General features: G+C 44.0%; 7 protein-coding genes and 6 rRNA genes. 11 read left to right on the top strand and 2 right to left on the bottom strand.

Annotation, left to right across the window (positions count from 1 at the left end; genetic code table 11):
• Positions 1-13 precede the first annotated feature (13 nt).
• The 8 genes from msrA to LMF32_RS05295 all read left to right on the top strand — a co-directional run bounded on the left by msrA (position 14) and on the right by LMF32_RS05295 (position 13,201).
• Positions 14-550: a peptide-methionine (S)-S-oxide reductase MsrA gene (gene msrA / locus LMF32_RS05330; protein ID WP_092480459.1), complete on the top strand. Its 537-nt coding sequence runs from the start codon at positions 14-16 to the stop codon at positions 548-550.
• A 470-nt stretch (positions 551-1,020) separates the two neighbouring features.
• Positions 1,021-2,571 (top strand): 16S ribosomal RNA (locus LMF32_RS05325).
• A 207-nt stretch (positions 2,572-2,778) separates the two neighbouring features.
• A 23S ribosomal RNA gene (locus LMF32_RS05320) occupies positions 2,779-5,697 on the top strand.
• A gap of 79 nt (positions 5,698-5,776) precedes the next feature.
• Positions 5,777-5,892: ribosomal RNA gene (gene rrf / locus LMF32_RS05315) — 5S ribosomal RNA — on the top strand.
• A gap of 1,699 nt (positions 5,893-7,591) precedes the next feature.
• Positions 7,592-9,142, top strand: a 16S ribosomal RNA gene (locus tag LMF32_RS05310).
• A 207-nt stretch (positions 9,143-9,349) separates the two neighbouring features.
• Positions 9,350-12,268, top strand: a 23S ribosomal RNA gene (locus LMF32_RS05305).
• A gap of 79 nt (positions 12,269-12,347) precedes the next feature.
• Positions 12,348-12,463: ribosomal RNA gene (rrf, locus tag LMF32_RS05300) — 5S ribosomal RNA — on the top strand.
• The 16S, 23S and 5S rRNA genes sit together here, the layout of an rRNA operon.
• A 198-nt stretch (positions 12,464-12,661) precedes the next feature.
• Complete coding sequence (locus LMF32_RS05295; RefSeq protein ID WP_230524083.1) at positions 12,662-13,201, top strand: methylated-DNA--[protein]-cysteine S-methyltransferase; 540 nt, start codon at positions 12,662-12,664, stop codon at positions 13,199-13,201.
• Between the two features lie 104 nt (positions 13,202-13,305).
• Here LMF32_RS05295 and LMF32_RS05290 read toward each other — a convergent pair whose 3' ends face one another.
• The gene (locus LMF32_RS05290) at positions 13,306-13,761 is read right to left on the bottom strand and encodes a transposase (RefSeq protein ID WP_230524082.1); all 456 of its coding nucleotides are present in this window, start codon (positions 13,759-13,761) and stop codon (positions 13,306-13,308) included.
• A gap of 167 nt (positions 13,762-13,928) precedes the next feature.
• Here LMF32_RS05290 and LMF32_RS05285 point away from each other — a divergent pair, with 167 nt between their 5' ends.
• Positions 13,929-14,669, top strand: coding sequence for a polysaccharide deacetylase family protein (locus LMF32_RS05285; RefSeq protein WP_230524081.1), 741 nt, complete (start codon positions 13,929-13,931; stop codon positions 14,667-14,669).
• Between the two features lie 270 nt (positions 14,670-14,939).
• Here the strand turns inward: LMF32_RS05285 and ugpC are convergent, their stop codons facing one another.
• Positions 14,940-16,067 carry a sn-glycerol-3-phosphate ABC transporter ATP-binding protein UgpC gene (gene ugpC / locus LMF32_RS05280; RefSeq protein WP_230524080.1) on the bottom strand — a complete coding sequence of 376 codons (1,128 nt, stop codon included), beginning with the start codon at positions 16,065-16,067 and terminating at the stop codon, positions 14,940-14,942.
• A gap of 535 nt (positions 16,068-16,602) precedes the next feature.
• On the opposite strand from ugpC, the gene LMF32_RS05275 reads away from it, so the two are divergent.
• Both LMF32_RS05275 and radA read left to right on the top strand, forming a co-directional pair.
• Positions 16,603-17,142, top strand: coding sequence for a dUTP diphosphatase (locus tag LMF32_RS05275; protein ID WP_230524079.1), 540 nt, complete (start codon positions 16,603-16,605; stop codon positions 17,140-17,142).
• A gap of 172 nt (positions 17,143-17,314) precedes the next feature.
• A complete protein-coding gene (gene radA / locus LMF32_RS05270) occupies positions 17,315-18,688 on the top strand; it encodes a DNA repair protein RadA (RefSeq protein WP_230524078.1) in 1,374 nt (457 codons plus the stop codon).
• Positions 18,689-18,779 lie beyond the last annotated feature (91 nt).

Genomic DNA, 18,779 nt, shown 5'->3' with positions numbered 1-18,779 from the left:
GGAAGGTATAAGTATGAGACAAACAAATTTAAAAAAAGCGACATTTGCTGGCGGATGTTTTTGGTGCATGGTAAAACCTTTTGACTCTCTACCAGGTATAGAGTCTGTAGTATCTGGTTATACAGGCGGACATGTAAAGAACCCAACTTACGAACAAGTTACTACAGGAACTACAGGACACACTGAAGCGGTTCAAATAACTTACGATCCAGAATTATTTGATTATGCAGAGTTAGTCGAGATCTATTGGAGACAAACAGACCCCACTGATGCGGCGGGGCAATTTGCAGATAGAGGCGATTCCTATCGTCCAGTAATTTTTTACCATGACGAAGAACAAAAAGAAATAGCAGAAGCCTCAAAAGAAGCGTTACAAAATAGCGGGAAGTTTAATGCTCCCATTGTTACTTCGATAGAACCAGCTGAACCATTTTATGAAGCAGAAGACTACCATCAAGACTTTTATAAGAAGAATAGTGCCCATTATAATAGATATAGTCATGGATCAGGTAGAGCAGGGTTTATTCAACAAACTTGGGGAAATGAATAATAAGTTGTTATATTAATAAATATTCATTTTTCACCTATCTGTACCATCTTGGTTAACTGAAAGAAATCGTTCGGCAAACGAGGGGAATTCCCCTCGTTTTTTAGCGGTAAAAATAAAATAGTTCAGTTTTATAAAAGTTTTTGATTTATTTCGAAAAAACAGTTGACGAAACTCAGGAATGTTGGTATATTAATAAACGTTGCAGGGGACAAACAAAACGTTCACGAGCAACGAAAAAATAATTTTAAAAAGTTGTTGACATCGAGTTGATAACCTGATATTATTAAGTAGTTGTCAAAACGACAACGAAACACGAAATTAGACCTTTGAAAACTAAACAAAGTAAGACGAACCAAACGTGTAAGGAGTTTCGGCAAGTGCCGAAACAACAACATTAGTGAATAATTATTCGCTAGCAATCAATTAATGAGCTTCAAGCATCATTAAGCAGTCACCTTCGGGTGACGACTTTATATGAGAGTTTGATCCTGGCTCAGGACGAACGCTGGCGGCGTGCCTAATACATGCAAGTCGAACGCTTCCTACCGGTGCTTGCACCGGGAAAGAAGAGTGGCGGACGGGTGAGTAACACGTGGGTAACCTACCTACAAGCGGGGGATAACATTCGGAAACGGATGCTAATACCGCATAGATCTTTTTGTTTCCTGACAGAAAGAAGAAAGACGGTTTCGGCTGTCACTTGTAGATGGACCCGCGGCGCATTAGTTAGTTGGTGAGGTAATGGCTCACCAAGACGATGATGCGTAGCCGACCTGAGAGGGTGATCGGCCACACTGGGACTGAGACACGGCCCAGACTCCTACGGGAGGCAGCAGTAGGGAATCTTCCGCAATGGACGAAAGTCTGACGGAGCAACGCCGCGTGAGTGAAGAAGGTTTTCGGATCGTAAAACTCTGTTGTTAGAGAAGAACAAGGATGAGAGTAACTGCTCGTCCCTTGACGGTATCTAACCAGAAAGCCATGGCTAACTACGTGCCAGCAGCCGCGGTAATACGTAGATGGCAAGCGTTGTCCGGATTTATTGGGCGTAAAGCGAGCGCAGGCGGTTCTTTAAGTCTGATGTGAAAGCCCCTGGCTCAACCAGGGAGGGTCATTGGAAACTGGAGAACTTGAGTGCAGAAGAGGAAAGTGGAATTCCATGTGTAGCGGTGAAATGCGTAGATATATGGAGGAACACCAGTGGCGAAGGCGACTTTCTGGTCTGTAACTGACGCTGAGGCTCGAAAGCATGGGGAGCAAACAGGATTAGATACCCTGGTAGTCCATGCCGTAAACGATGAGTGCTAAGTGTTGGAGGGTTTCCGCCCTTCAGTGCTGCAGCTAACGCATTAAGCACTCCGCCTGGGGAGTACGACCGCAAGGTTGAAACTCAAAGGAATTGACGGGGGCCCGCACAAGCGGTGGAGCATGTGGTTTAATTCGAAGCAACGCGAAGAACCTTACCAGGTCTTGACATCCTTTGACCACTCTAGAGATAGAGCTTTCCCTTCGGGGACAAAGTGACAGGTGGTGCATGGTTGTCGTCAGCTCGTGTCGTGAGATGTTGGGTTAAGTCCCGCAACGAGCGCAACCCTTATTATTAGTTGCCAGCATTCAGTTGGGCACTCTAGTGAGACTGCCGGTGATAAACCGGAGGAAGGTGGGGATGACGTCAAATCATCATGCCCCTTATGACCTGGGCTACACACGTGCTACAATGGATGGTACAACGAGTCGCAAAACCGCGAGGTTAAGCTAATCTCTTAAAGCCATTCTCAGTTCGGATTGTAGGCTGCAATTCGCCTACATGAAGCCGGAATCGCTAGTAATCGCGGATCAGAACGCCGCGGTGAATACGTTCCCGGGCCTTGTACACACCGCCCGTCACACCACGAGAGTTTGTAACACCCAAAGTCGGTGAGGTAACCTTCGGGAGCCAGCCGCCTAAGGTGGGACAGATAATTGGGGTGAAGTCGTAACAAGGTAGCCGTATCGGAAGGTGCGGCTGGATCACCTCCTTTCTAAGGATATAACGGAACTTTACACGGTTCGCTTTTACTTTGTTTAGTTTTGAGAGGTTTAGTCTCTCAGAACTTTGTTCTTTGAAAACTGGATATTGTCTAATAGAAACATTTAAGTAAGAAAACCGAGAAAACACCGCGTTTTAAATGAGTTTTTTAATGTTCTTATCGTAAGATAAAGCAAGTAATACCAATTTAGTAATGATAGGTTAAGTTACTAAGGGCGCACGGTGGATGCCTTGGCACTAGAAGCCGATGAAGGACGGGACGAACTCCGATATGCTTTGGGGAGCTGTAAGTAAGCTTTGATCCAGAGATTTCCGAATGGGGGAACCCAGCATCTTTAATAGGATGTTACTGCTGACTGAATACATAGGTCAGTAGAGGTAGACGCAGAGAACTGAAACATCTAAGTACCTGCAGGAAGAGAAAGAAAATTCGATTCCCTGAGTAGCGGCGAGCGAAACGGGAAGAGCCCAAACCAGAAAGCTTGCTTTCTGGGGTTGTAGGACTGAACACATAGAGTCATAAATGAACGTTGTAGAAGAAGCGTCCTGGAAAGGACTGCCGAAGAAGGTAAAAGCCCTGTATTCGAAACGACGTTCACTCTGATCAGTATCCTGAGTACGGCGGAACACGAGAAATTCCGTCGGAATCCGGGAGGACCATCTCCCAAGGCTAAATACTCTCTAGTGACCGATAGTGAACCAGTACCGTGAGGGAAAGGTGAAAAGAACCCCGGAAGGGGAGTGAAATAGCACCTGAAACCGTGTGCTTACAAATAGTTAGAGCCCGTTAATGGGTGATAGCGTGCCTTTTGTAGAATGAACCGGCGAGTTACGATTACATGCGAGGTTAAGTTGAATAGACGGAGCCGTAGCGAAAGCGAGTCTGAATAGGGCGAATGAGTATGTGGTCGTAGACCCGAAACCAAGTGATCTACCCATGTCCAGGTTGAAGGTGTGGTAAAACGCACTGGAGGACCGAACCCACGTACGTTGAAAAGTGCGGGGATGAGGTGTGGGTAGCGGAGAAATTCCAATCGAACTTGGAGATAGCTGGTTCTCTCCGAAATAGCTTTAGGGCTAGCCTCGGAATTTAGAATCATGGAGGTAGAGCAACTGTTTGAACTAGGGCCCCTTATCGGGGTACCGAATTCTGATAAACTCCGAATGCCATTGATTCATGTCCGGGAGTCAGACTGCGAGTGATAAGATCCGTAGTCGAAAGGGAAACAGCCCAGACCACCAGTTAAGGTCCCAAAGTTTATGTTAAGTGGAAAAGGATGTGGGGTTGCTTAGACAACTAGGATGTTGGCTTAGAAGCAGCCATCATTTAAAGAGTGCGTAATAGCTCACTAGTCGAGTGACCCTGCGCCGAAAATTTACCGGGGCTAAACATAACACCGAAACTGTGGATAGAACCATTGGTTCTATGGTAGGAGAGCGTTCTAAGGGCGTTGAAGCTAGATCGTGAGGACTAGTGGAGCGCTTAGAAGTGAGAATGCCGGTATGAGTAGCGAAAGACGGGTGAGAATCCCGTCCACCGAATGACTAAGGTTTCCTGGGGAAGGCTCGTCCTCCCAGGGTTAGTCGGGACCTAAGCTGAGGCCGAATGGCGTAGGCGATGGCCAACAGGTTGATATTCCTGTACCTGTTTGTTTTGTTTGAGCAATGGAGGGACACAGGAGGCTAAGAAATGCGTGCTGCTGGATATGCACGTCCAAGCAATGAGTCTTGAAGTGAGTGAAATGCTTGCTTCTCTAAGGATGAGTTGTGATGGGGAGGGAAATTAAGTACCGAAGTTTCTGATGTCACACTGTCAAGAAAAGCTTCTAGTGAGAAACAAACAGCCCGTACCGCAAACCGACACAGGTAGTCGAGGAGAGAATCCTAAGGTGTGCGAGAGAACTCTCGTTAAGGAACTCGGCAAAATGACCCCGTAACTTCGGGAGAAGGGGTGCTGACCATTGGTCAGCCGCAGTGAATAGGCCCAAGCGACTGTTTATCAAAAACACAGGTCTCTGCTAAATCGAAAGATGACGTATAGGGGCTGACGCCTGCCCGGTGCTGGAAGGTTAAGAGGATGGGTTAGCTTCGGCGAAGCTCAGAATTGAAGCCCCAGTAAACGGCGGCCGTAACTATAACGGTCCTAAGGTAGCGAAATTCCTTGTCGGGTAAGTTCCGACCCGCACGAAAGGCGTAACGATTTGGGCACTGTCTCAACGAGAGACTCGGTGAAATTATAGTACCTGTGAAGATGCAGGTTACCCGCGACAGGACGGAAAGACCCCATGGAGCTTTACTGCAGTTTGATATTGAGTGTCTGTACAGCTTGTACAGGATAGGTAGGAGCTATTGAAGCCAGGACGCCAGTCTTGGTGGAGGCATTGGTGGGATACTACCCTTGCTGTATGGCCACTCTAACCCTCAACCATGATCTGGTTGGGAGACAGTGTCAGACGGGCAGTTTGACTGGGGCGGTCGCCTCCTAAAATGTAACGGAGGCGCCCAAAGGTTCCCTCAGAATGGTTGGAAATCATTCGTAGAGTGTAAAGGCAGAAGGGAGCTTGACTGCGAGACCTACAAGTCGAGCAGGGACGAAAGTCGGGCTTAGTGATCCGGTGGTTCCGCATGGAAGGGCCATCGCTCAACGGATAAAAGCTACCCTGGGGATAACAGGCTTATCTCCCCCAAGAGTCCACATCGACGGGGAGGTTTGGCACCTCGATGTCGGCTCATCGCATCCTGGGGCTGTAGTCGGTCCCAAGGGTTGGGCTGTTCGCCCATTAAAGCGGTACGCGAGCTGGGTTCAGAACGTCGTGAGACAGTTCGGTCCCTATCCGTCGCGGGCGTAGGAAATTTGAGAGGAGCTGTCCTTAGTACGAGAGGACCGGGATGGACACACCGCTGGTGTACCAGTTGTTCTGCCAAGAGCATCGCTGGGTAGCTATGTGTGGAAGGGATAAACGCTGAAAGCATCTAAGCGTGAAGCCCCCCTCAAGATGAGATTTCCCATCACGTAAGTGAGTAAGACCCCTGAGAGATGATCAGGTAGATAGGTTGGAAGTGGAAGTCTAGCGATAGGCGGAGCGGACCAATACTAATCGGTCGAGGACTTAACCAAGATTTTAGGTGGATTCAACGGATCCGAACGAATGCGATATTAGACAAATCCAGTTTTGAGAGCGCAAAGTTCTCATATGTGTGGTGATGATGGCAAGAAGGTCACACCTGTTCCCATGCCGAACACAGAAGTTAAGCTTCTTAGCGCCGAAGGTAGTGAGGGGTTTCCCCTTGTGAGACTAGGACGTTGCCACGCAAATCGACAGTACCATCTTCGGATGGTGCTTTTTTTGTTTTATAAAGAAAACAACATCTTAAAATCACCAATAGGATGTTTTTGGTCGGACGATATTCATGAAATATATTTTTTTCATTCCTATTTTAGCCAAAGGCTATAAGTAGGCATCTAATTGGAGAAATTTATATAAATGCCAACTGCTTTTCGAATAAAAAGTAAAGACATTCGAGATTCTGATTTATGATCACTAATTACGGGTGAAAGCGATGAAAAAAATGGTTAAGCATCTTACAGATGATGACTAAGTAAAGTTGGAGTGAGTAAAGCATTCATTGTCTGTCAATTACATAATATTCTCATGGGTTCTTTCGTTTTTTTATGTTTAGTATTTCTGTACACGGAGTTCTACTTTTCCTGTTTTCTATTGGACTATATAAAAGTAAATACCCCTGGATGTCTGTATCAAATTCGATCTGGTGATACAGACGTTTTTCCTTATAATACTGATTCTGCTGATTCCGTTGTCGTTTACTCTTTACCTTTATTTAATGGAAAAAGATGTCTTACACAAGGGTGAGAATGGATTGAACCTTTACTTACGCAAACGTTTATTATGTAGGAGACTAATAAGAATAATAGTGCAGCAAAAAATAATAATTTGCCTCTAGTGATTCATTCGCAAAAGAATGATTTACGCAGTGTAGTTCTTCTTCGATGAGTTAAAGTTCATTACTGTAAAAGACTAGAGATTTTAACTAGTTGTAGTAATGAGTTTTTCTTTGTATACTTAGCCTCGATAACTCGGCTCAGTGTAAACCTACAATCAATGAATTTAAAAGCTTATCAGAAAATCAAAAAACTGAGTATGGAGCTGACAAACTATATAAGATGTATTGATAAGGATTAACTTCGAAAAGGAGTTGCTTTTTAAAGTATATATTCTCAGAAGATAAAGAAGGTATAGTTTTAAGTAAGCAGGTACTAAAAGAGGGGACTGAAATGAAAGATAATGAATAAATTAATGGTATTTTCTTACATAGTAAAAACGGCTTAGAAAGGGTACCTAGAAAATTAGGTCTTCTAAAAAATATAGAAATCAAATTTAAGTGAAATGAATACTTTACGTACTAGGAATGAATCTTCAATAAATGTCAGTTTAAGAAACAGCGCGTAATGAAATAAATTTTGGATGGAAAATTACACCACTTCGAAAATAAGAAAGTAAAAAAAGAGCATTAAAATCGTTAAAGTAATAGAGGGGAAACACAATAAAAACATACATTTTTTATGCTTGAAATGCATAAAAACAGTGCTAACACTGAGGTCTAGAAGCCATAATGCTGACAAAAGCTATGAAGGATCAAAATAATTGATATTCAAAAAGTGAACTAAATGTTAAAAAAGTGTTGACGGCTTTTTAAATCCCTGTTATAATAAAATACGTTGCTGAGGGAGCTGTAAAAAAGCCTTCATGACAACGAAAAAATAGTTTTAAAAAGTTGTTGACATCGAGTTGATAACCTGATATTATTAAGTAGTTGTCAAAACGACAACGAAACACGAAATTAGACCTTTGAAAACTAAACAAAGTAAGACGAACCAAACGTGTAAGGAGTTTCGGCAAGTGCCGAAACAACAACATTAGTGAATAATTATTCGCTAGCAATCAATTAATGAGCTTCAAGCATCATTAAGCAGTCACCTTCGGGTGACGACTTTATATGAGAGTTTGATCCTGGCTCAGGACGAACGCTGGCGGCGTGCCTAATACATGCAAGTCGAACGCTTCCTACCGGTGCTTGCACCGGGAAAGAAGAGTGGCGGACGGGTGAGTAACACGTGGGTAACCTACCTACAAGCGGGGGATAACATTCGGAAACGGATGCTAATACCGCATAGATCTTTTTGTCTCCTGACAGAAAGAAGAAAGACGGTTTCGGCTGTCACTTGTAGATGGACCCGCGGCGCATTAGTTAGTTGGTGAGGTAATGGCTCACCAAGACGATGATGCGTAGCCGACCTGAGAGGGTGATCGGCCACACTGGGACTGAGACACGGCCCAGACTCCTACGGGAGGCAGCAGTAGGGAATCTTCCGCAATGGACGAAAGTCTGACGGAGCAACGCCGCGTGAGTGAAGAAGGTTTTCGGATCGTAAAACTCTGTTGTTAGAGAAGAACAAGGATGAGAGTAACTGCTCGTCCCTTGACGGTATCTAACCAGAAAGCCATGGCTAACTACGTGCCAGCAGCCGCGGTAATACGTAGATGGCAAGCGTTGTCCGGATTTATTGGGCGTAAAGCGAGCGCAGGCGGTTCTTTAAGTCTGATGTGAAAGCCCCTGGCTCAACCAGGGAGGGTCATTGGAAACTGGAGAACTTGAGTGCAGAAGAGGAAAGTGGAATTCCATGTGTAGCGGTGAAATGCGTAGATATATGGAGGAACACCAGTGGCGAAGGCGACTTTCTGGTCTGTAACTGACGCTGAGGCTCGAAAGCATGGGGAGCAAACAGGATTAGATACCCTGGTAGTCCATGCCGTAAACGATGAGTGCTAAGTGTTGGAGGGTTTCCGCCCTTCAGTGCTGCAGCTAACGCATTAAGCACTCCGCCTGGGGAGTACGACCGCAAGGTTGAAACTCAAAGGAATTGACGGGGGCCCGCACAAGCGGTGGAGCATGTGGTTTAATTCGAAGCAACGCGAAGAACCTTACCAGGTCTTGACATCCTTTGACCACTCTAGAGATAGAGCTTTCCCTTCGGGGACAAAGTGACAGGTGGTGCATGGTTGTCGTCAGCTCGTGTCGTGAGATGTTGGGTTAAGTCCCGCAACGAGCGCAACCCTTATTATTAGTTGCCAGCATTCAGTTGGGCACTCTAGTGAGACTGCCGGTGATAAACCGGAGGAAGGTGGGGATGACGTCAAATCATCATGCCCCTTATGACCTGGGCTACACACGTGCTACAATGGATGGTACAACGAGTCGCAAAACCGCGAGGTTAAGCTAATCTCTTAAAGCCATTCTCAGTTCGGATTGTAGGCTGCAATTCGCCTACATGAAGCCGGAATCGCTAGTAATCGCGGATCAGAACGCCGCGGTGAATACGTTCCCGGGCCTTGTACACACCGCCCGTCACACCACGAGAGTTTGTAACACCCAAAGTCGGTGAGGTAACCTTCGGGAGCCAGCCGCCTAAGGTGGGACAGATAATTGGGGTGAAGTCGTAACAAGGTAGCCGTATCGGAAGGTGCGGCTGGATCACCTCCTTTCTAAGGATATAACGGAACTTTACACGGTTCGCTTTTACTTTGTTTAGTTTTGAGAGGTTTAGTCTCTCAGAACTTTGTTCTTTGAAAACTGGATATTGTCTAATAGAAACATTTAAGTAAGAAACCGAGAAAACACCGCGTTTTTAAATGAGTTTTTTAATGTTCTTATCGTAAGATAAAACAAGTAATACCAATTTAGTAATGATAGGTTAAGTTACTAAGGGCGCACGGTGGATGCCTTGGCACTAGAAGCCGATGAAGGACGGGACGAACTCCGATATGCTTTGGGGAGCTGTAAGTAAGCTTTGATCCAGAGATTTCCGAATGGGGGAACCCAGCATCTTTAATAGGATGTTACTGCTGACTGAATACATAGGTCAGTAGAGGTAGACGCAGAGAACTGAAACATCTAAGTACCTGCAGGAAGAGAAAGAAAATTCGATTCCCTGAGTAGCGGCGAGCGAAACGGGAAGAGCCCAAACCAGAAAGCTTGCTTTCTGGGGTTGTAGGACTGAACACATAGAGCCATAAATGAACGTCGTAGAAGAAGCGTCCTGGAAAGGACTGCCGAAGAAGGTAAAAGCCCTGTATTCGAAACGACGTTCACTCTGATCAGTATCCTGAGTACGGCGGAACACGAGAAATTCCGTCGGAATCCGGGAGGACCATCTCCCAAGGCTAAATACTCTCTAGTGACCGATAGTGAACCAGTACCGTGAGGGAAAGGTGAAAAGAACCCCGGAAGGGGAGTGAAATAGCACCTGAAACCGTGTGCTTACAAATAGTTAGAGCCCGTTAATGGGTGATAGCGTGCCTTTTGTAGAATGAACCGGCGAGTTACGATTACATGCGAGGTTAAGTTGAATAGACGGAGCCGTAGCGAAAGCGAGTCTGAATAGGGCGAATGAGTATGTGGTCGTAGACCCGAAACCAAGTGATCTACCCATGTCCAGGTTGAAGGTGTGGTAAAACGCACTGGAGGACCGAACCCACGTACGTTGAAAAGTGCGGGGATGAGGTGTGGGTAGCGGAGAAATTCCAATCGAACTTGGAGATAGCTGGTTCTCTCCGAAATAGCTTTAGGGCTAGCCTCGGAATGTAGAATCATGGAGGTAGAGCAACTGTTTGAACTAGGGCCCCTTATCGGGGTACCGAATTCTGATAAACTCCGAATGCCATTGATTCATGTCCGGGAGTCAGACTGCGAGTGATAAGATCCGTAGTCGAAAGGGAAACAGCCCAGACCACCAGTTAAGGTCCCAAAGTTTATGTTAAGTGGAAAAGGATGTGGGGTTGCTTAGACAACTAGGATGTTGGCTTAGAAGCAGCCATCATTTAAAGAGTGCGTAATAGCTCACTAGTCGAGTGACCCTGCGCCGAAAATTTACCGGGGCTAAACATAACACCGAAACTGTGGATAGAACCATTGGTTCTATGGTAGGAGAGCGTTCTAAGGGCGTTGAAGCTAGATCGTGAGGACTAGTGGAGCGCTTAGAAGTGAGAATGCCGGTATGAGTAGCGAAAGACGGGTGAGAATCCCGTCCACCGAATGACTAAGGTTTCCTGGGGAAGGCTCGTCCTCCCAGGGTTAGTCGGGACCTAAGCTGAGGCCGAATGGCGTAGGCGATGGCCAACAGGTTGATATTCCTGTACCTGTTTGTTTTGTTTGAGCAATGGAGGGACACAGGAGGCTAAGAAATGCGTGCTGCTGGATATGCACGTCCAAGCAATGAGTCTTGAAGTGAGTGAAATGCTTGCTTCTCTAAGGATGAGTTGTGATGGGGAGGGAAATTAAGTACCGAAGTTTCTGATGTCACACTGTCAAGAAAAGCTTCTAGTGAGAAACAAACAGCCCGTACCGCAAACCGACACAGGTAGTCGAGGAGAGAATCCTAAGGTGTGCGAGAGAACTCTCGTTAAGGAACTCGGCAAAATGACCCCGTAACTTCGGGAGAAGGGGTGCTGACCATTGGTCAGCCGCAGTGAATAGGCCCAAGCGACTGTTTATCAAAAACACAGGTCTCTGCTAAATCGAAAGATGACGTATAGGGGCTGACGCCTGCCCGGTGCTGGAAGGTTAAGAGGATGGGTTAGCTTCGGCGAAGCTCAGAATTGAAGCCCCAGTAAACGGCGGCCGTAACTATAACGGTCCTAAGGTAGCGAAATTCCTTGTCGGGTAAGTTCCGACCCGCACGAAAGGCGTAACGATTTGGGCACTGTCTCAACGAGAGACTCGGTGAAATTATAGTACCTGTGAAGATGCAGGTTACCCGCGACAGGACGGAAAGACCCCATGGAGCTTTACTGCAGTTTGATATTGAGTGTCTGTACAGCTTGTACAGGATAGGTAGGAGCTATTGAAGCCAGGACGCCAGTCTTGGTGGAGGCATTGGTGGGATACTACCCTTGCTGTATGGCCACTCTAACCCTCGACCATGATCTGGTCGGGAGACAGTGTCAGACGGGCAGTTTGACTGGGGCGGTCGCCTCCTAAAATGTAACGGAGGCGCCCAAAGGTTCCCTCAGAATGGTTGGAAATCATTCGTAGAGTGTAAAGGCAGAAGGGAGCTTGACTGCGAGACCTACAAGTCGAGCAGGGACGAAAGTCGGGCTTAGTGATCCGGTGGTTCCGCATGGAAGGGCCATCGCTCAACGGATAAAAGCTACCCTGGGGATAACAGGCTTATCTCCCCCAAGAGTCCACATCGACGGGGAGGTTTGGCACCTCGATGTCGGCTCATCGCATCCTGGGGCTGTAGTCGGTCCCAAGGGTTGGGCTGTTCGCCCATTAAAGCGGTACGCGAGCTGGGTTCAGAACGTCGTGAGACAGTTCGGTCCCTATCCGTCGCGGGCGTAGGAAATTTGAGAGGAGCTGTCCTTAGTACGAGAGGACCGGGATGGACACACCGCTGGTGTACCAGTTGTTCTGCCAAGAGCATCGCTGGGTAGCTATGTGTGGAAGGGATAAACGCTGAAAGCATCTAAGCGTGAAGCCCCCCTCAAGATGAGATTTCCCATCACGTAAGTGAGTAAGACCCCTGAGAGATGATCAGGTAGATAGGTTGGAAGTGGAAGTCTAGCGATAGGCGGAGCGGACCAATACTAATCGGTCGAGGACTTAACCAAGATTTTAGGTGGATTCAACGGATCCGAACGAATGCGATATTAGACAAATCCAGTTTTGAGAGCGCAAAGTTCTCATATGTGTGGTGATGATGGCAAGAAGGTCACACCTGTTCCCATGCCGAACACAGAAGTTAAGCTTCTTAGCGCCGAAGGTAGTGAGGGGTTTCCCCTTGTGAGACTAGGACGTTGCCACGCAAATCGACAGTACCATCTTCGGATGGTGCTTTTTTTGTACATATTTAAGTTACAATAAGATTACTATTGTTGATTTGGCTATCTTAGTTTTAGAAATCCTTGTACAATAAATGTAAGATAAAGATACGGAAACTAAAGACAGAATATTTGATCTTGATATCTGTCACAGCTCCATGAGTATCAAGAGGAGTGGATTATATGGAAGAATCAACTAAAGAAATGTATTATTGTGCTCTTAGTCTGAATGACAAAGAATATTTGATTGCTGCTACTACGAAAGGTTTAGCTTTTGTAGGATCGCAAAATGCTGGTTTGATAGAATTAGTCGTTTGGATCGAAAAAAACCGACCAGGAACGCTATTAAAAGAAGATAGTATGTTTATGGAACCTTACTGTATAGAGTTGGAAGAATACTTTACAGGTAAAAGAAAGAAATTTGATTTACCATTAGATGTAGAAGGATCAAATTTTCAAAAAATGGTTTGGAGAGAATTGCTGAATATTCCTTATGGAGAAACAAGAACGTATTCTGATATTGCTTGGGCAGTAGAAAATCCAAAAGCTATTCGTGCAGTCAGTTCTGCTGTAGGAAAGAATCCTATTGCAATCGTTGTTCCTTGTCATCGTGTGATTGGCAAGAATGGAAAATTGAATGGATATCGTGGTGGTTTGGAAATGAAACAAGAACTATTGGATCTTGAAAAAATCAATACACCACCTTTAAAAGCAACTATGTAACAAAGAGGCTGGGACAAAATCTCCTGGTAACTGAAAAAACGGTAATTGCAAAAATGCAATTACCGTTTTTTGTCTATTTCAAATATATCTGTAAGATTTTAAGCTCAGCTAATCTTCATTTTTCTATATTTTTTGAAATTATTGGCCATAAAGGCCAAGCCGATAACGACTTTTACTTTCTCTTTTCCACGTAAGTGGAAGCGGGCGAAACCTAAATTAGCTTTTACCTGCCCGAAAACTGGCTTCACTTCGATTTTGCGTCTCGCAAAAATCTTAGAACCTTCAGGAGATAAAAGCTTGTTGGATTCTATTTCTTTTAGTGATTCATAGTGCCAATTATAATGGAATGTTTTTTGTTCAGTCTGCTCAGGGTAGTCTGGTTTGTACACATGAATATCCTGACAAAAGCCACTACGGTTTTTCCTGTGACTGATGTGGCTGAAGTCAAAGCGATTGTTGTTTCGATCCGTAAAATAATTTCCTTCGGAATGATACGACCAATTCTTTCGGTTTCTTGGAGATTTTTTATACGATCGTGTTTGTTCTTTATCATCGTGCAAAAAAGCATCCAGCTTTTTAAAGACAAGCAAGATAAAGCGACCACATTCGGGTTGGCTATTAAAAATTTAGTCGTTTACCATGGAGCGCAAATTGTATTGTACAGTCTGGGGATTTTATTTGGTTAATGTGAAGCGCAATGATTAAGCAGAGAGAAGGCTGAGGGTGTATGGGGTTTAGAACATTGTGTTACCATGAATTTCGCAAACGAGAAGAAATAACTGAAACAGGTCCATCGACAATAAAAGTTGCGCAAGATTATCAAGATGCATTGCCGCGACCGTTGTTTACTTATGTCGAAGATTTTGAAGAGCAAATAGGTTATTTAAAAGCGGAAGGTTATCACTTTTTGACGTTGGAAGAAGTACGGGCATATTACACAGGACAAGATATTCCGAAGAAAGCTATTTTACTAACGGTTGACGATGCGTATCAATCTTTTAAAAAGTATGCTTACCCGATTCTAAAAAAACACAACATTCCCATCGTTTCTTTTGTAGTATTGGGATGGTTGAGTGAAGAGAGAGAATCGTATGCACCTGATCTTTCTCTAACGATGAGCAAAGAAGAATTGTCAGAGATGGCAGATAGTATAACAACGGCTAATCATACAACGCGATTGCATCAAAGGTATGCAGACGGCAGCACGGCTTTCCAAAATATTTCTTTTGAAGAGTTGAAAAGTGATTTGGATGAATGTGGAGAGTTTGTAGAAGAGCCTTCAGTGTTTGCTTATCCTTTTGGCATTTACAACAAAGAAGATGTGCTGCGTTTAAAGAACGCAGGTATGGAGTTTGCTTTTACATGCGAGTCAGGGATGAACACGCGCCTGACAACACCGCTGGAATTGCACCGGGAGGTTGTTCCATTAGGGATAGCTTTAAAACAATTTAAAGATTTAGTGAAATAAAGCTGGGAAAAGCCGGACCTGGGAAATAACTCCCAGCTCCGGCTTTTTTTACGAATATTGGTTTCGTAAACGTGCTCAAAAAGGCAGCCCCGACGTCCACTTCACGAATAATGCTCGAATGGTCTACGACCATCCTGTGCTTATTCGCTCCAGTGATTCGGGGCTAAACGCCTTTTTTCCCACTCTCGGCTTTTTGGCAGCAGCTCAAATAAAAATCCTTTCTGCCACAAAGACAGAAAGGATAAAAAGGGGTAATCATTTGAACCAAAATTATGGTTTCATTGTTACTGGTTCTCTGCGAACAACTTCTTGAGTTTCTAAATCAAAGAAGTGACCTTTATTCATATTGAAAGCTAATTCGATCATTTCACCAGGGTTGTGGAAGTCGCGTGCATCAACTTTAGCAATGAATTCTGTATCGCCGACTCTTGAGTAAAGCATCGTTTCAGCACCTAATAATTCAGATACCACTACTTCAGATGTCACGACAGTATTTGGACTAGCGTCAATTGCCACTTGTTCGCTGTGGATATCTTCAGGACGAATACCGAAAATCAATTTTTTGCCATCATATCCGCGTTCTTTCAATAAGCCTAATTTACCTGCAGGAACTTCGATCTCTAGATCTCTTCCATTCGAGATCATGTTTCCATTTAGAGTTACTTCAAACAAGTTCATTGCCGGAGAACCAATAAAACCAGCTACGAATACATTGTTTGGAGTATCATAAACTTCTTTAGGAGAACCGATTTGTTGAATGAATCCATCTTTCATAATAACGATACGGTCAGCCATAGTCATAGCCTCTGTTTGGTCATGGGTTACATAAATCGTTGTTGTTTCAAGGCGACGGTGTAGTTTAGCGATCTCAGCACGCATCGCTACACGTAATTTAGCATCTAAGTTGGATAAAGGTTCATCCATTAAGAATACTTTCGCATCACGAACGATGGCACGTCCTAAAGCAACACGTTGACGTTGTCCACCAGAAAGAGCTGCTGGTTTACGTTTTAGATATTCTGTTAAACCTAAGATTTCTGCAGCTTCTTCAACACGTTTTTTGATTTCTTCTTTTTTGTACTTACGCAATTTCAACCCGAAAGCCATGTTGTCGTATACAGTCATATGAGGGTATAAAGCGTAGTTTTGGAAAACCATCGCGATATCACGGTCTTTTGGTGCAACGTCATTCATCATTGTGTCGCCGATCCAAAGTTCGCCATCTGTGATTTCCTCTAAACCAGCTATCATACGCAATGTAGTGGATTTACCACATCCAGATGGTCCGACGAATACGATGAACTCACGATCTTTGATGTTTAAATTGAAGTCTGTTACTGAGTAAGTATCATTATTGTCATAACGTTTATGAATTTGTTTTAGTGCCATTTCTACCATGTCGTTTGTCCCCTTTAAGTAAAGTGTTTGTTTGAATATCATCAGTATATTGTAAACGCTCTCTTTTTCAAATGTTGGAGTGCACAAAAATGAAAAGCGTTCTTTGTGCAAATTGCTCAGGAGTGAAATGGGTAGTTACATACGTCATACGCATAAAAAAATTAAATAAAAAAAACTGTATTCGATAGTTTTAGGGACTTAGTAATGAATTTTCCTCCGGAATGGACGTGTTTGCTTATGAAGAGCCATGGGATCGTATGGAGCCTGTAGTCTCCAGACTTTTAAGCCTCAAACGGAGCGTACGCGCTAAAGCGCAAACGCTTCATAATTTGCATTTCATCCATTGCCAATATCCACTAGTTGACATAGCTCCTTTATAAAAATAAGTATCTGATATTCAGTAAAAAGAATCTTTCATGTGTATGTCATAGTAATTACAAGAATTGTATTCATGAGGTGTGCAGAATATGCTAAACTAATAAGATGAAATCTGCTCAGAAAGCGGAAATTTTTTAATAGAGAGAGGAATTATCAAATGAATAAAGTAAGAGGTTTTGAAGTTGTGTCATCGTATGAAGGAAAAGGAATCGAGTTGCCGAAAAGAGCTACTCAACAAGCAGCAGGGTATGACTTTCAAGCAGCCGAAGATACGGTAATTCCTTCTATTTGGAACTTACTGTTGAAAAATCAAGCGTTAAGCAATGCTAATGAATCAGAATCGATTGTTTTACCGGAAGAAAACAAGACTTATCTAGCATCTACGCTTGTTCCTACAGGAATTAAAGCTTACATGCAAGAAGACGAATATTTGCAATTGGCAAACCGTTCGAGCAATCCAATCAAAAATCAGTTGTCTATGCCGAATGGAGTGGGCATTGTGGATGCGGATTACTATGGAAATGAAAAAAATGAAGGGCATATTTACTTCCAGTTCATCAATTATGGAACAACAGATTATGTGGTCAAAAAAGGAGACCGCATTGGTCAAGGGATCTTTATGCCGTATTTGAAAGCGGATGGCGATCAAAACGAAGGTGTTTTACGTACTGGCGGTTTTGGCTCTTCTGGGAAATAAACCACCGAGCAAATAAACACTACTTTTAGCTGTTTTTGCATATACTAGTGTAATAAAGAAAAAACTTATAGGATATTTAAGCTAATTGCTCGATCTGAAGCCCATAGAGCTTGCTAAATGTGGTAAAATAAAGACAGTGATTCTATAAGTTTAAGAAAGAGGGGTTCACCTATTGGCCAAAAAGAAATCGACTAAATTTGTTTGTCAATCTTGCGGTTATGAATCTCCTAAGTGGATGGGACGTTGTCCTAATTGTGGCAGTTGGAATGAAATGATGGAAGAAATGGTAGTAGATAAAGATGATCGTCGCAGCCGCGTCAGTATGACGGGTACGACCGCTAAAGCTCAACTCGTCCAAGATGTAACGATTTCAAATGAAACTCGTGTAAAAACCAAATTAGGCGAATTGAACCGAGTATTAGGCGGGGGAGTAGTTCCTGGATCATTGGTCCTTATCGGTGGAGACCCGGGTATCGGAAAATCCACTTTACTATTGCAAGTATCAGCTCAACTCAACATGACAGGCGGGAAAGTACTTTATGTAACTGGAGAAGAGAGCGCGACACAAATTAAGCTGCGTGCTACTCGTTTAGGTGTAGATGGAGAAAAATTCTACATTTACCCAGAAACAGATATGAGTGCGATTAGAAAAACCATTGAAGAGATCAGACCGGAATACGTTATTATTGACTCAATCCAAACAATGAATCAACCAGATATTACGAGCGCTGCAGGAAGCGTCTCACAAGTACGTGAAAATACTTCAGAATTGATGAAAATAGCTAAAACCAACAACATTGCAATTTTTATTGTTGGGCACGTAACCAAAGAAGGAGCTTTAGCTGGACCGCGAATGTTGGAACATATGGTGGATACGGTGTTGTATTTTGAAGGCGACCGTCACCAATCGTTTAGAATTTTGCGGGCAGTCAAAAACCGGTTTGGCTCCACGAATGAAATTGGAATTTTTGAAATGCGGGAAAGCGGTCTGCAAGAAGTACTGAATCCATCAGAAATGTTTCTGGAAGAGCGGCTGACTGGAGCAAACGGGTCATCAGTCGTAGCAGCTATGGAAGGTACAAGACCGATCTTAGTGGAAATTCAAGCGTTACTGACTCCGACAGCATTTGGTAATGCGAAACGGACGGCGAGCGGATTGGATCACAACCGTGTGTCACTGATCATGGCTGTGCTGGAAAAAAGGGCTAACCTGCTGTTGCAAAACCAAGATGCTTACTTGAAAGCAGCTGGTGGAGTAAGGTTGGATGAACCTGCGATTGATTTGGCGATAGCAATCAGTATTGCATCAAGCTACAAAGAAAGAGGTACCCAAGCTACAGATTGTTTTATCGGCGAAATCGGTTTGACGGGTGAGATACGACGAGTGAGTCATATCGAGCAGCGTGTTAAAGAAGCAGCCAAGTTAGGGTTTGAAAGAATCTTTATTCCTAAAAACAATATTGGCGGCTGGACATTGCCTAAAGAAATTACCGTAGTAGGTGTGGAAACAATCAGCGAAGCATTGAAAAAAGCGCTCGGCGACTAAAAGTCATCAAGTCATCTGAAAAGCTTTGTTTTGGTAGAGTAAGTTATACTAAAACGAAGCTGCTCAATGGCTCGTATTATTCTTTAAATAA

This window comes from Desemzia sp. C1, from assembly GCF_020882875.1.
In the GTDB taxonomy this organism is placed as follows: Bacteria; Bacillota; Bacilli; order Lactobacillales; family Carnobacteriaceae; genus Desemzia; species Desemzia incerta.
This window is presented reverse-complemented; position numbering and strand designations above follow the sequence as displayed.